Origin of the sequence: Janthinobacterium sp. 75 (assembly GCF_004365495.1) — a bacterium.
Classification (GTDB): Bacteria; Pseudomonadota; Gammaproteobacteria; order Burkholderiales; family Burkholderiaceae_D; genus Janthinobacterium.
In genome coordinates, this window is sequence record NZ_SORD01000001.1 from 4,562,947 (window position 1) to 4,575,142 (window position 12,196).

General features: G+C 64.3%; 11 protein-coding genes. 4 read left to right on the plus strand and 7 right to left on the minus strand.

Annotated elements, in window-relative coordinates; genetic code table 11:
* Together C8C89_RS20710 and C8C89_RS20715 are read left to right on the plus strand one after the other, a co-directional pair.
* Entirely contained in the window at positions 1–918 is a 918-nt protein-coding gene (locus C8C89_RS20710) for a LysR family transcriptional regulator (RefSeq protein ID WP_133992258.1), read from the plus strand.
* 56 nt (positions 919–974) lie between these two features.
* A complete protein-coding gene (locus C8C89_RS20715; RefSeq protein WP_133992260.1) occupies positions 975–1,505 on the plus strand; it encodes an isochorismatase family protein in 531 nt (176 codons plus the stop codon).
* A 23-nt stretch (positions 1,506–1,528) separates the two neighbouring features.
* Here C8C89_RS20715 and C8C89_RS20720 read toward each other — a convergent pair whose 3' ends face one another.
* The 3 genes from C8C89_RS20720 to C8C89_RS20730 all read right to left on the minus strand — a co-directional run bounded on the left by C8C89_RS20720 (position 1,529) and on the right by C8C89_RS20730 (position 5,918).
* Positions 1,529–2,698 (minus strand): heparan-alpha-glucosaminide N-acetyltransferase domain-containing protein, encoded by a 1,170-nt coding sequence (locus C8C89_RS20720; protein WP_133992262.1) that lies wholly within the window; start codon positions 2,696–2,698, stop codon positions 1,529–1,531.
* A gap of 147 nt (positions 2,699–2,845) precedes the next feature.
* Positions 2,846–4,951: a TonB-dependent siderophore receptor gene (locus C8C89_RS20725; RefSeq protein WP_166674814.1), complete on the minus strand. Its 2,106-nt coding sequence runs from the start codon at positions 4,949–4,951 to the stop codon at positions 2,846–2,848.
* Positions 4,952–5,006: 55 nt separating this feature from the next.
* On the minus strand, positions 5,007–5,918 hold the full coding sequence (locus C8C89_RS20730) for a LysR family transcriptional regulator (protein ID WP_133992264.1): 912 nt from the start codon (positions 5,916–5,918) through the stop codon (positions 5,007–5,009).
* Positions 5,919–6,046: 128 nt separating this feature from the next.
* Between C8C89_RS20730 and C8C89_RS20735 the strand changes: the two genes are divergently transcribed.
* Entirely contained in the window at positions 6,047–7,033 is a 987-nt protein-coding gene (locus C8C89_RS20735; protein WP_101480753.1) for a zinc-dependent alcohol dehydrogenase family protein, read from the plus strand.
* Between the two features lie 73 nt (positions 7,034–7,106).
* Complete coding sequence (locus C8C89_RS20740) at positions 7,107–7,430, plus strand: tetratricopeptide repeat protein (RefSeq protein WP_208327742.1); 324 nt, start codon at positions 7,107–7,109, stop codon at positions 7,428–7,430.
* 5 nt (positions 7,431–7,435) lie between these two features.
* Here C8C89_RS20740 and bla read toward each other — a convergent pair whose 3' ends face one another.
* From bla to C8C89_RS20760, 4 genes are all read right to left on the minus strand, one after another.
* A complete protein-coding gene (gene bla / locus C8C89_RS20745) occupies positions 7,436–8,398 on the minus strand; it encodes a subclass B3 metallo-beta-lactamase (protein ID WP_243858155.1) in 963 nt (320 codons plus the stop codon).
* 60 nt (positions 8,399–8,458) lie between these two features.
* On the minus strand, positions 8,459–10,219 hold the full coding sequence (locus tag C8C89_RS20750; protein WP_101480752.1) for a M56 family metallopeptidase: 1,761 nt from the start codon (positions 10,217–10,219) through the stop codon (positions 8,459–8,461).
* Positions 10,216–10,608 carry a BlaI/MecI/CopY family transcriptional regulator gene (locus tag C8C89_RS20755; RefSeq protein WP_101480751.1) on the minus strand — a complete coding sequence of 131 codons (393 nt, stop codon included), beginning with the start codon at positions 10,606–10,608 and terminating at the stop codon, positions 10,216–10,218. Before C8C89_RS20755 ends, C8C89_RS20750 begins: the two co-directional genes overlap by 4 nt.
* Before the next feature lie 63 nt (positions 10,609–10,671).
* Positions 10,672–12,162, minus strand: a complete 1,491-nt coding sequence (locus C8C89_RS20760; protein ID WP_208327743.1) for a hypothetical protein — start codon at positions 12,160–12,162, stop codon at positions 10,672–10,674.
* Between the last annotated feature and the right edge of the window lie 34 nt (positions 12,163–12,196).

Sequence of the window (12,196 nt, forward strand, 5' to 3'; positions counted from 1 at the left end):
ATGCTCGATTGGGACAATGTACGGGTCTTCCTGGAACTGACGCGCAGCGCTGGCCTGGTGGATGCGGCGAAAAAGCTGGGCATCGACCATTCCACCGTGTCGCGGCGCATGCGCAAGTTCGAGGAGCAGGTGGGCACGCAGCTCTTCGACCGCAACTACGTGGGCTACCAGCTGACGCCCGAGGGCCACCGCCTGATGGAATACGCGGAAACGATGGAAAGCACGGTGTTTGCCGCCACCGAGGAACTGGGCGAACATAACCGCCTGCTGTCGGGCCAGGTGCGCCTGGGCGCTACCGAGGGCTTCGGCGCCATCGTGCTGGCGCCCCACCTGGCGCAGTTTTGCGGGAGATACCCGCACATCAGCGTGGACCTGATCGCCGTACCCCGTTTCGTCAGCCTGTCCAAGCGCGAGGCGGACGTGGCCATTTCCATCGAGCGCCCCCTCTCTGGCCCGTATGTCGTGACGAAGCTGTCCGACTACCGCTTGAAACTGTATGCCACGCCGGCCTACCTGGCGCGCCACGCGCCCATTACCAGCGTGGCGCAACTGGCGCAGCACCCCATCATCGGCTACGTGGACGACCTGGTCTTCAGCGCGGAGCTGCGCTACATGGACAATGTGGCGCCCGATTCGCTGCGCGCGTTTCGCAGCACCAGCGTGATCGCGCAATACCACGCGGCGCGCGCGGGCCAGGCGCTGGCGATCCTGCCCTGCTTCGTGGCCCAGCAGTCGAACGAACTGGTACCCGTGCTCGAGGGCGAGATCGATTTGCTGCGCGCCTTCTGGATGATTTCACCGAGCGAACGGCGCAATATCGCCAGGGTCAGCGCCCTGTGGAATTACCTGCGTACCGCCATCGACCTCAATCACGCCTACCTGATGGGAGACGCGGCCAGCCCCAGCTGGCCCGCTTAAGCAAGCTGCGGCGCGCTACACTGTCGCCACTTACCGCGTAAATAAAGGAGAATGCCATGCTGATGGATGCGAACCAGGCTGTTTTGGTCATTGTCGACCTGCAAGGGCGCTTGATGCCGGCCATCCACGATGCGGGCCTGGTGCTGGCGCAGAACCTGCGCCTGGCAAAGATCGCCCGCCTGCTCGACGTGCCCGTGCTGGGCACGGAACAGAACCGCCAGGGACTGGGACCGAACGTGGAAGAAATCGCCGCCCTGTGCGAACAGACCTTGCACAAGACGCATTTCGGCGCCTGTGCCGACGGCTTGCAAGCCATACTGCCCACCGGGCGCAGACAGATCGTCGTCACGGGTTGCGAAGCCCATGTGTGCATGTTGCAGACGGCCATCGGCCTGCTGGAGCTGGGGTATGAGGTGATCATCGCCATCGATGCCGTCGGTTCGCGCCAGGGCGCCAGCCGCGATGCGGCACTGGCCCGCCTGGGCAAGCTGGGCGCCCATCTGGTGACGGTGGAAATGCTGGCCTTTGAATGGCTGCGCGACTGCAAGCACCCGCGTTTCCGCGAGGTGCTGGCGCTGATCAAATAGCCATTCTCACGCAATAGACTAGCCTAGAAATAACGCACCCACGCCTGCTTCGACGTGCGCTTGTAATTAGCAAACGCGCGGCAGGGAAAGTACAGCAAGGGCATCAGGGACAGCGCGATCAGCCACACTTGCCAGATATGTTCGACGCCATAGCGGGCACCATGATTGGCGCCCAGCACCGCCGTCAAGGTGATGCCGATGGCCAGCAGCAGATACAGGTGCAGCAGATAATAAAACATGGGCGCGCCGCCAAAGGTGGCGCAAGCCCGTGTAAACCAGTTGTCGACGCTTTCCAGCCAGGCCAGGCCCAGCAGGCCCAGGCCCAGGGTAAACAGCAAAAAGTCCAGCGAAGGCGGATACTTGGTGAAGTTCAGCACGCTCATGGCCGTGCGCACGGCCGTCTCGTCCGCCACCCACGGCAGGGTTTCGCCATACAGATTGAAGCCGCGCAGCACGGCCAGCAGCAGCAAGCTGCCACCGCCCAGCGCCAGCAGCAGGCGTCTTCTCCCCTCCGGCGAACGGCTGCGCGCATACAGGGGTCCGGCCGCATAACCAAGCACGATCACGCCTATCCACGGCAGCAGCGGATAGCTGACCTTGATTTTCATGGCGCCGTCCGCCACCAGATAAGCACGTTGCAGCAGCACCGTCAGCAGATAATAAGCAAAGCTGCCCTCTTCCGCGCGCAAACCAGTCAACAGATGCTGTCCCGCGATAATCGCCACGCCCAGCAGCGCCAGCACTTTCAATGGCAACCGGTGCAGCACGGCCAGCGCCATCATGGCCAGGCCGATGACCCAGATCACCTGCAAATACAGCACGGCTGGCGGAAACGCCCCGCTCCAGGCGAAGTTGACGAACACCAGTTCCAGCACCACCAGCAGCAAGCCCCGCTTGAACAAAAAGCCGGCAGCGCTGCGGGGGCCGGCGGCCGGATGCGCATACAGCCAGGCCGACAAGCCCGTCAGGAAGACGAACATGGGCGCGCAAAAGTGCGCGGCCAGGCGCGTGAAGAACAGGGCCGGATCGACGCTGGCCACATCCATCGGGTCGCCGACCTGGTGGTGCAGGAAGACCGTTTCGCGCACATGGTCGAACAGCATGATCAGCATGACGAGGCCGCGCATGACGTCGATGACGGCGATGCGGGTGCGCAGGGTGACGGGGGAATTTAGGGATGTGGAAACAGTCATTAGTTTATGTCTATGTATTGGTGCCTTGGTGCGTTGGAGTGTCGTAGACGTCACTTGCCGCACAGGCAAAAATCCGGGGTCAGACCCGTCGGGTCTGACCCCAGCTTTATGCTGATGGTTCTAAACAATGCCCCGGCATTTAGCAAATCAAAACCTGTAATGCGCATTCAGGGTCACCGTGCGCTCCGCCCCCGGCGCCACCCACAGCTGGCTATAGGAACTCGCATAGTAGCTGCGGTTGAACAGGTTTTCCACGCTCAAAGCCAGGCGCAGCTTCGCAGTCGGCGAATAGGAAGCAAGCAGCCTGGCCGTCGTATAGGCCGGCAGGGTAAAGCTGCTGCTGACGGCGACGTCGCCCAGGCGCTCGCCCACGTACTGCACCCCGCCGCCCACGCTGGCCGTGCCAGCACCGAGCGCGAATTGCTGCGTGGCCAGCAGGTTGGCGCTGTGGCGCGGCACGTTGGCGAAGCGGCTGCCCGTCAAAATCGTATTGTCGCCGCGCGTGACGGTGGCGTCCGTGTACGAATAGGCGCCCGAGACGCGCAAGCGGCGCGCCACTTCGCCCGACACGTCCAGTTCCAGGCCCCGGCTGCCCACCTCGCCCGCTGCAATCGCGAAGTCCGTGTTGGCGGGATTCGTCGTCAGCACATTGCTCTTGCGGATGTCGTACACGGCCACGGTGCCCGTCAGTTTGCCCGTATCCAGCTTCGCGCCCAGCTCATACGAGCGGCTGCGCTCTGCAGGGAAGGCCTGGTTGTCTATGCTGATGCCGCTGTTGGGCCGGAAGCCCTTGGCCACGCTCGCATACAGCGACCATGTTGTTGACGGCTGGTAGACGAGGCCCGCGCGGGGACTGGTGGCCGACAGCGACTGGCGGTTGCTCACGTTCAGGCGATTGTTCGTGACGTCCTGCGTGTATGTATCTCGGCGCACGCCGACCAGCGCCTTCCACCGCGCGCCCAGGTCCAGTTGATCTTGCACATACAGGCCGCGTGCCTGTTGCCCTTCCTGCGTGTCGATGGACAGGGCCAGCGGAGCGGCCTTGCCGCCATACACGGGCGCAAAAATATCGATGGCATACGCATTGGCGGCCGATGGATTGCGCCGCAGCTGTACCCGATGGTCGTCGAAGTGATAGGCGTCGACACCGGTCAGCACCTCGTGCGCCAGCGCGCCAGTCCTGAACTTGCCCAGTAATTCAACGCGGGCCGACACGTCGGTGGCCGAAAAATCGCGGTGGCGGCGCTGGCGGTTCAGGGTGTGGCCATCGGCCAGCAGCTTGTTCGCCTCGGTCGAATAGCCGTTCAATGCACTGTCGCGATAAGAGGCACCTGCCTGCAACGTCCAGTCGTCGGACAGCGCGTGGTGGATAAATAGCTGCTGCCCCAGCGACTTGACCGTCATGGGGCCGTCGTCCGGTTCGCCCAGGAAGCGCGAGACGGGTACGGCTCCCAGCTTGCCATTCACGGCCACCACGCCCCGGTCGAACGGCGCGCGCTGCCGCACCGCTTCGATTTCATACGACACGGTCGTGTGCTCGCCCACCAGCCAGAGGAAGGAGGGAGAAAACAGGCTGCGCTCGACTTTCAAGGTATCGCGGAAGCTGTGTCCTTCTTCATGCGCCGCGTTCAGGCGGTAGGCGATGGTCTCGCTCAAGGGCCCCGTCAAGTCCAGCGCGGCGCGGCGCGTGCGGAAGCTGCCGCGGGCAACATCGGCGCTGTATTCCGGTGCGAACTTCGGCTTTTTCGTCGTGATATTAACGGTACCGCCCGGCTCGCCCCGGCCATACAGGGCCGAAGCGGGGCCTTTCAGCACTTCCACGTTCTGCGTGTTGCCGGCGTCGCGCATGCCGTTGTAGCCCCGGCTGGAACTGAAACCGTTGACCATGTAGTCGGAACCGAAATTCGGATCGCCCGTGAAGCCGCGCATGGCGTAGCTGTCCCATAGGCCGCCCAGCGGGCTTTGCTTCGCGATGCCGCTGGCCAGGTCCAGCGCACCGGCCAGTGTCGTCACGCCCGCGTCGCGCAGCAGGTCGCTGTTCAGCACGCGCACGCTTTGCGGCAAGTCCATCAGCAAGGCATCCGTCTTGGTGGCGCCCGTGGCGGACAGGCTGCGGTAATGCTGGCGCTGCGCACTGACGGTGACGACAGCGTCGGACGGCGCGGAATCGGCAGCGGCGCTGTCGACTGCCAGTGACCAGGGGCTGGCAGCGGCCAGCAGGAGCGCCACGGGGCGGCGTGAAAACAAGGACATGGGATACCTGACAATAGCGCAAATTAATGCAATAGACTTGCATTATAATTGATAATCAATTCCCATTAAAGCCTTCCCGGAAGATCTGCGCCAAAAAATCCACGAACACTTGCACCTTGGCCGCACGCAGCTGGCGCGGGTGGAACAGCGCCCACAAATCGGGTCCCCGCGTGCGAAACGGCAGTAACACTGGCACGAGGCTGCCCTCGCGCAGCGGCTGCAGCACGGAGACGGACAGCGCCTGGACGATGCCACAACCGGCCTGGGCGGCGGCGATCATCGATTCGATATGGTCGAAGGCCAGGGTGGCCGCAGGCGTGTGGGCATACGGTTCACCCGCGCCCCCGTCCTGGAACAGCCAGGGCCGCACCTGGCGCGATTTCGGGTACAGGAAATGCAGACAGGAAAACTGATCCAGTTCCTGTGGCGACTGCGGCATGCCATGCCGGGCGACAAAGGCGGGCGAGGCGCAGCACAGATAATCCATTGCCAGCAGGCTGCGCGCCACCAGCGATGAATCCTGCGGCTCGCCGATGCGCAGCATGACGTCGACGCCCTCTTCCACCATGTCGACCAGGCGGTCGCTGACCGTCAGGCGCAGGGCGATGTCGGGATAGGCGGCGATAAAGCGGGGCAAGGCGGGCGCCACCAGGTTGCGGCTGATGCTGCTGGGCATATCCACGCGCAAGCTGCCCGATGGCCGCGCGGCCGCCTGCAGCAGGCTCGTTTCCAGCGCCGCCATGTCGGCCAGCATCTGGCGCGCCTGCGCATGGCACTGCAGGCCTTCAGCCGTGAGCGACATGCTGCGCGTGGTGCGCTGCAAGAGCCGTACGCCGAAATGCTTTTCCAGCGCCGCCACCTGGTTCGTCACGGACGAGGTCGAGATGCCCAGACGCTGCGCTGCCTTGCTGAAGCCGCCCGCCTCGACCACCGCGCAAAACACCTGCATCGCTTCCAGCCTGTCCATTTCTGTCTCCCTGTGAACTCCTTGATGCCGGCGATTATCCACGATACTGAAATAGTGCATCGGGCCGCGCCCCGTTTTTCTTTGTGCCGTCGCCGCCTAGACTGGGGCATCAACCACAGGAGAACCCCATGCAAGCCCTCGTCCTCACCACCTTTGCCGCCCCCATGACCATAGCAAACCTGCCCTTGCCACAGCCCGGCCCCGGCCAAGTCCTCGTGCGCATCGCCGCCAGCGGCGTCAATCCGCTGGACACGAAAATCGCCGCCGGCACCGCCCCGCACGCCCGGCCCCGCCTGCCCGCCATCCTCGGCATCGACGTGGCCGGCACGGTGGCGGCCGTGGGCGAGGGCGTGACGACTTTTCACGTTGGCGCAACAGTCTATGGCATGGCGGGCGGCATCGGAGGTGTCCAGGGCTCGCTAGCCGAGTACGGCGTCTTCGACGCTGCCCTGCTGGCGCCCGTGCCGCCAGCGCTGAGCATGCGCGAAGCGGCCGCCCTGCCCCTCGTTTTCATCACGGCCTGGGAAGGGCTGGTCGACCGCGCCCATGTGAAGGCGGGCGACACCGTACTGGTGCATGGCGGCGCGGGCGGCGTTGGGCACATGGCCGTGCAGCTCGCGCTCACCTTTGGCGCCACGGTGTATGCCACGGGCAGCGCCGCCAGCCGCGCTGCCATCGAGGCGCTGGGCGCGCGCTTCATCGATTACCGCACCAGCACGGTGGATGACTACGTGGCCGAACACACGGGCGGCGCCGGCTTCGACATCGTCTACGATACGGTGGGCGGCGCCACCCTGGACGCCAGTTTCCGGGCAGCGAAGGTTTATGGTGGCCATGTCGTCAGTTGCCTGGGCTGGGGCACGTTCGCCCTGAGCCCGCTGACGGCGCGCGCGGCCAGCTACTCGGGCGTGTTCACCTTATTGCCCCTGTTGAGCGGCGAGGGCCATGCGCGCCATGGCGCGATCTTGCGCGAAGCTAACAAGCTGATCGACGCGGGCAAGCTGCGGGTGCGGCTTGATCCACGCCGCTTTAGCTTGCGCACGGTGCACGATGCGCATGTAGCCCAAATCGATGGCAGCGCGCGCGGCAAGCTGGTGGTGGATGTGGCCAATTGAACGCCGGCTTGTTACTTGCAGGCCGAAGCGTTAATATGCAAGAATATACTTGCATATCAAGATGAGGCCGGGAATGCGTGAAAAGCTGGAAAAACTGCTGGCGCAGGGACGCGACAGCGCCCTGCTGCGCTTCGGCCTGGCCGACGCCTGTCTGAAAGAGCATGACGCCGGGCAAGCAGCCCTGCACTTGGCGCAGGCGACGCAACAGCAAGCGGGCTATTCCGCCGCCTGGAAACTGCTGGGCAAGGCCTTGCAGCAGCTGGGCCGGCTGGACGAAGCGCAGGCCGCCTGGACAACGGGCGTGACTGTGGCCCAGCAGAAAGGCGACCTGCAAGCCGTCAAGGAAATGACGGTGTTCCTGAAACGCCTGCAAAAACAGCAGCAGGCGGCAGAGTAAAACGATTAATGCGCGTGCGCGGCGTCTTTGGCTTCGGCTGGTAACGCAACGCCCCGTTCTTTCGCCAGGCGCTTGGCCAGCATGCCGCCCGCTTCGGCTGCATAGGCGCGGCAGGCGTTGGCGTCAATCAGGGGATTGTCCGTGCCGCTGCGCTTGGCCGCCTTGCCCAGCACGTCCGTCGTGCCCGGATGCACGGGGATGATGATGTCGCATGGCAAGGCAGCCACCTTGGCGATGCTCGCTTCGAACGAGGCCGAAACGTCAGGCGAGCCACCCTTGCCCGCGCCTTTGCCCGTATAGCGGAAATCGCCGCTGGCATACGGGTTCAGGCTATCCGCATACACCACATCCAGGCAGCGCTGGCCTTCGCACGACGTCCAGGTCCATGTCGTGCCGCCGGGCGTGTGGCCCGGCGTCATGTGGGCCGTCAAGGTCAAAGGGCCCACCTTGACGGTATCGCCCTCGCCCACCAGGCTGACCTTGCTTATCTTGGCAACGTGCACGACGGGATCGGCCTGGTACTGCGGATCATCTTTGCCATTGGTGCCGCTTTGCAACACCGGGGCCGCCGCTGCGCTGGCCATGACGGTGGCGCCACTGGCCCGCTGCAGCGCGGCGATGCCGCCCGCATGATCCCAATGGGCATGCGAATTGAGGATGTATTTCACGTCCTCGATGCGAAAACCCAGCGCCTTGATGCTGGCGATGATCAGGGGTGCCGATTGCGGCAGCGCGCCGTCGAGCAGGATATGGCCCTGCGGACTCGTCACCAGCACGGCGGACAGACCGGCCGTGCCCACATACCAGCTGTTGCCATGGATATTGAACGGCTTGACGGGCGCATTCCATTCTTTGCAATTATCGCAATTGACCGGTTTATCCTGCACCGGTGCCGGCGTCTTCGCCTGCACCGTACCTGCCGCCATGGTCGCAACCGTAGCCAGCATCAACTTCGCCAATAGTGTCATCTTCATCTCCAGAGTGTAAAAAGAAGGGCGCCCGCACTGGCGCGCCCGGGGGGGGTATCACTACATGCGGCCAGTCCTGTCGGCCAGGGTGTCGCGGATGTGTCCGGCGTCGAGCGAGCGCCGCTGCGCGCCATCGGCGTCCAGCAGCACCACGGTGACGTGCTTGCCGCCGCTGCGCATGCGCATGGTCAGGCAGCTGCCCGCCTCGTGGCTGCTGCCCGTCTTGGACAGCAAAATGTCCCAGCCCTTGCCGCCTACCAGCGGATTCGTGTTGTGCAGGGTGCGCGTCTTGCCATTGACGGCCACGCTGGCCTGCGGGTGGCTAGTGATGCGGGCAATGTCCGGATAGCGCGCGGCGGCCGCCACGATCTTGGCCACCTCGCTGGCCGTGGAGGTATTCGCGGGAGAACTGCCGACCGGGTCCGTCAGGGTGGTGCGCACCAGGCCCAGGCTGTGGATCTTCGCCTGCAGTGCCTGATGAAACGCCGCACTGCCACCCGGATAGGTGCGCGCCAGCGCGGCGGCGGCGCGGTTTTCGGACGGCAGCAGCGCCAGTTGCAACAGCGCGCCGCGCGACACGGCCACGCCGTCGGCCAGCAGGCTGTGGCGCTGCAGCGAAGAGTCGCCATCGGCGCGCACGATGCGCAGCTGTTCATCCGGGTCGAGGCCCGCGTCCAGCACCACCATGGCCGTCATCAGCTTGGTGATCGAAGCGATGGGCACGACGGCGTCCGCATCTTTCGCCATCAATACCTTGCCGCTGGCGTCGTCGAACACCAGCATATGTTTCGCGCTGACGGGCAAGGCCAGCATGCCGGCGGCGGCCTCGGCCAGGGTCGCCCCGCTGACGGCAGGCTTGCCCTGCACCTGCAGCAGCAAGGTGGCGCAGGCCAGCAGCAAGGCGGGCACGGCCAGTTTCCAGCCGGCCGTGTCGGGGCCGGGCGCCATCAGGCGTTCGATGCGCGTCAGCAGCGCTCCGCCCCGGGCCGACATCAGCAAGCCGGGCTGGCTCGGCGTGGCAGCGTGCAAGGACAGCGCATGCAGCGCCGTGGCCAGCTGCTGCGGGTCTTGCAGTGCCTGTGCAGCCAGGGCGTCGGCCACCTGTTCGCGCTCGGCCCGCATGCGCGCCGACAGCCACCAGACGACTGGATGGAAGAACAGCAGCGCCTCGGCCACGCTTTGCAGCAGATTGACCAGGTAATCCCAGCGCCGCACGTGCGCCAGCTCATGCGCCAGCAGCGCCTCGAGCAGGGCGACGGGCATGCCGCTTAGCAAGGCGGCTGGCAGCAGGATGACGGGGCGCCAGAAACCCACGGTCACGGGGCTGGACAGTCCCGCGTGCAGCTTCAGCGGCACTTGCTGACTGCCGCGCAAGCCCATGCGCAGCGCCAGCGCATCGAGGCGCGTCTGCCAGATGGCCGGCGCGGCCACTGCCTGGCGGCGCAGCTTGCCGACCCATGCCAGGCCCAGGCACAGGCGCAAGCTCATCAGCCCAACGCCCGCGCTCCAGGCCAGCACCAGGGCCGGCATCCACGCTTGCAGCGCGGCGCGCCAGGCGGGCGGCGCGGCCATCGGCAACTGGGCCAGCGATGTGCCAGACAGGAGAGTAAGCAGATGAAGCAAGGGAATACACAGGCATAGCAGCAGCGCCAGCGCGCAGACCGCATAGCGCCAGCGCGCGCTGGCGTGGCGCAGCAGCCAGAGCAGGACAGCGGACACGGCGCCGACGATCACGCCCTGCCAGACAAAGTACAGCAAGACCCAGCCCAGCGCCGGGACAAGGTTGCCCAACTCTATGCCCAAGCGCATGTCCAGGTTCATGGCGCCTTGCCATCCTTGCTGCGCAGTACCTTTTCAATTTCCAGGCGTTCCGCGTCGCTCACGTGTTCACGCAGCGCCGTCAGCACCAGCGCCTTGCCGGAACCGGAAAACACCTTGCCGATCAAATCCTTGAGCAAACTGGTTTGCAACTTTTCCTGCGCGTCGACGGCGGCATACAACTGCGGCCGCTGGCTTTCATCGCGGCTCAAGAGTCCCTTGCCATGCATCAATTGCAGCTGGCGCAGCACGGTGGCGTAACTGGCGTCGGCACGCTCTGCAGCCAGGGCGTCGTACACGGCCCGGGCGTCGGAAGGACCGCGTTGCCACAAGATGCGCAGCAAGTCCAGTTCGGCGGCCGTGGGATGGGGGGTGGAAGTATTTTTTAACATGCAGCCAGAATACCCATTCTAGAATCGATTGTCTAGAACTTTTTTTCTAGAGAGCGAAAGGAGCTAAAAATCGCGCAAATGGTCGAACAACTCCAGCAAGGCCGCTTCGTCGACGAGCGCCGCACCCTGCTCTCCCAGCTGCTGTACCAGCTGAGCCAGCAACGCCACCAGCACCACGTAAATTTCCTCGCGTTCCACCGTCTCGATGATGCCAGAGCGCCGGTCCATCTTGTTGAAGGCGTCCACATAGGCGGCGACCATGGCCTCCAGCGCCGCAGTGGCGGCCGTTGCCTCCATGGCGGCATCGATGCTGCGCGTCACGGCCAGCATGTTCTTGTAGGCCAGTGCCGCCTTTTTCGCATACGCGGGAGAAATATGCTCGCGGCCATCCCAGTCGCGGAAGGGGTTGAGCAGGTTTTCAGCCAGCCATTCCGGCTTGCGCGCCTTGGTCACCGATAAGTCCAGTCCCAGCGCCGCCGCTTTCTTGTAACCGGCCTTGATGACCTTGGCCGCATCGGCGGGCAAGCTGGTCATCCTCAGGGTTCCCAGCTTCGGCAATTGTGTGGCAAGAGGAAAGTCCTCCGCCTTGAAACCGAACAGATCATAGGTGGTAAACATTTGCAGCTGGGTCAGCTGCGCAAGGCTGCTCATATGCGACGCCAGCCCCGGCTTGCCCCAGATCCGCAAGGCCGTCAGATGAGGAAAGCGCTGTGCCACTTGTGCCAAATCAACTTCTTTCATGCTCACCAGCGACAGGCCACCCAGCCGGTCGAGACCGTGGAACGGCGGCAGCGCGTGCGTACACTGGAGTGTCAGATGGCGGCCATCCGCGCCATCGTCGATGCGCAACGACGGCGACGGCGCGCTGCGCAGCGCGAGAAGGCTCAAGCCTTTGTTCAAGACCAGGCTGGTGACGCCATCGGGCTGCAGGATCAGGCGTTCCAGGCCGCTGCCGCTGAAATCGAGCACATGCACTGTCGATGATTGCCAGTGCAGTTCATTGATGAAGGGATTGCCCTGGATAAACTCCATCAATGCCTGCGTGCCGTCACCAGTCTCGATCGACATCAGGCAAGGCAGTTGCTCCAGCTCGGACATGTCGCCCAGCGCCTGCAAGACGCTGTCATTGATTTTCGTCGCATCCTGCCGGAAGGCCTGGCCGCCGAGCGTCACTTCATGCTCGCGCGACGCTGCCTTGAACTGCTGGCGCCGCACCGGATCGATGCGCTCCCAGCGGCGTTGGCGTACAACGCTATCCCCCACGTTCCAGCCGCTGCGGTAGCTATTGACTTCCACATCGACCAGCGGCGCGATATTGCCAACGAGGGTATGTCCAGGCGGCACATTCGCCGTGGCATAGCAGTGATCGTGGCGCTTATTCCAGAAGAAATAGTCGCACACAAGCGGCTGCATGGCTTGCACGGCCGCCGCATCGGGCAAGGCGTCACCGCTCCAGTCCAGCTCCAGCACGGCAGCGAGCGGCCTGGACGAGGACGCATCCTTGATGCGGGTGACCTGGCAAGCCACATATTGCTGCAGCTCGGACGAAAACACACAGTAAACATCTCCAACATTCGGTAGCACGCAT

Coding starts and splice junctions, on each gene's coding strand:
- C8C89_RS20710 (WP_133992258.1), top strand. CDS start 1: ATGCTCGATTGGGACAATGTACGGGTCTTCCTGGAACTGACGCGCAGC.
- C8C89_RS20715 (WP_133992260.1), top strand. CDS start 975: ATGCTGATGGATGCGAACCAGGCTGTTTTGGTCATTGTCGACCTGCAA.
- C8C89_RS20720 (WP_133992262.1), bottom strand. CDS start 2,698: ATGACTGTTTCCACATCCCTAAATTCCCCCGTCACCCTGCGCACCCGC.
- C8C89_RS20725 (WP_166674814.1), bottom strand. CDS start 4,951: ATGTCCTTGTTTTCACGCCGCCCCGTGGCGCTCCTGCTGGCCGCTGCC.
- C8C89_RS20730 (WP_133992264.1), bottom strand. CDS start 5,918: ATGGACAGGCTGGAAGCGATGCAGGTGTTTTGCGCGGTGGTCGAGGCG.
- C8C89_RS20735 (WP_101480753.1), top strand. CDS start 6,047: ATGCAAGCCCTCGTCCTCACCACCTTTGCCGCCCCCATGACCATAGCA.
- C8C89_RS20740 (WP_208327742.1), top strand. CDS start 7,107: ATGCGTGAAAAGCTGGAAAAACTGCTGGCGCAGGGACGCGACAGCGCC.
- bla (WP_243858155.1), bottom strand. CDS start 8,398: ATGACACTATTGGCGAAGTTGATGCTGGCTACGGTTGCGACCATGGCG.
- C8C89_RS20750 (WP_101480752.1), bottom strand. CDS start 10,219: ATGAACCTGGACATGCGCTTGGGCATAGAGTTGGGCAACCTTGTCCCG.
- C8C89_RS20755 (WP_101480751.1), bottom strand. CDS start 10,608: ATGTTAAAAAATACTTCCACCCCCCATCCCACGGCCGCCGAACTGGAC.